The organism is Thiolapillus sp., assembly GCF_048562965.1.
Lineage (GTDB): Bacteria > Pseudomonadota > Gammaproteobacteria > Chromatiales > Chromatiaceae > Thiolapillus > Thiolapillus brandeum_A.
Genome location: NZ_JBHNMF010001058.1, coordinates 1 through 939, shown reverse-complemented (window position 1 = coordinate 939; position 939 = coordinate 1). Strand labels below are relative to the sequence as shown.

Sequence of the window (939 nt, the reverse complement as noted above, 5' to 3'; positions counted from 1 at the left end):
ACGCCGCGTTCGGAGGCCTACTTTGTTTTCCCTCTGGCGCAAGGCACGCCGGGAAAACAGTGCGGCCTCGCGGCTACTGGGGTCTACCAGCCTTCGCTTCGCTCTCCATGGCTGGCAGTGCAGGAACCTTTCACTGAAGGGGCTCCACCGTTGCTCAGCCACTCTTCTGCCGAAGAATACGGTTCTACTTACGACGCGGGCGCCTATTGGTTACGTCGCGCTTTCAGCCAATCCCATTGCGACCAACCAAGGATTTCGAAGTCTTATCGTCAAGCCTGAATTCGACCATGAATTCCTTTATTACTGGCTAAAAGTGAACAAGACAAAGCTGGAACGCCACGCGAGCGGTTCGACTTTCAAAGAATTGTCCGGAACTGCACTAAAAAATATTGCTATCCGCTTGCCGACTTCAAAGGCAGAACAACGCGCCATCGCCCACATCCTCGGCTCGCTGGACGACAAGATCGAGCTGAACCGACAGATGGCCCAAACCCTCGAATCCATCGCCCGTGCCATCTTCAAGTCCTGGTTCGTCGATTTCGATCCGGTGAAGGCCAAGATGGAAGGAAAACAGCCAGAGGGAATGACTGAAGAAATCGCCGCTTTGTTTCCTGATCGCTTGGTGGATAGTGAGTTGGGGATGATTCCGGAGGGGTGGGAGTATAAAGCTCTGGGAGATATGATAAACATATTTGATTCAAAGCGAATACCATTATCTCGCTCCCAAAGGAAGGCTAGGCAAGGGAAATACCCCTATTATGGAGCCACTTCCATCATGGACTATGTAGACGATTATATATTTGACGGTGTTTATGTATTGATTGGAGAAGATGGTTCCGTAAAGAAGCCAGATGGCACTCCATTTCTTCAATACGTCTCAGGAAAAATATGGGTTAATAATCACGCTCATGTAATACAAGGAAAGCGATTAGTGACATC

The 939-nt window shown here is 49.7% G+C and carries 2 protein-coding genes; both read left to right on the top strand.

The window, feature by feature from the left end; translation table 11 throughout:
- Positions 1-279 (top strand): hypothetical protein (locus ACOCD2_RS22250; protein ID WP_295437955.1); only part of this gene is annotated, 279 nt, incomplete at its 5' end.
- The coding region (locus ACOCD2_RS22245; protein ID WP_294030983.1) for a restriction endonuclease subunit S at positions 167-939 on the top strand (773 nt) is incomplete at its 3' end. The genes ACOCD2_RS22250 and ACOCD2_RS22245, both read left to right, overlap by 113 nt.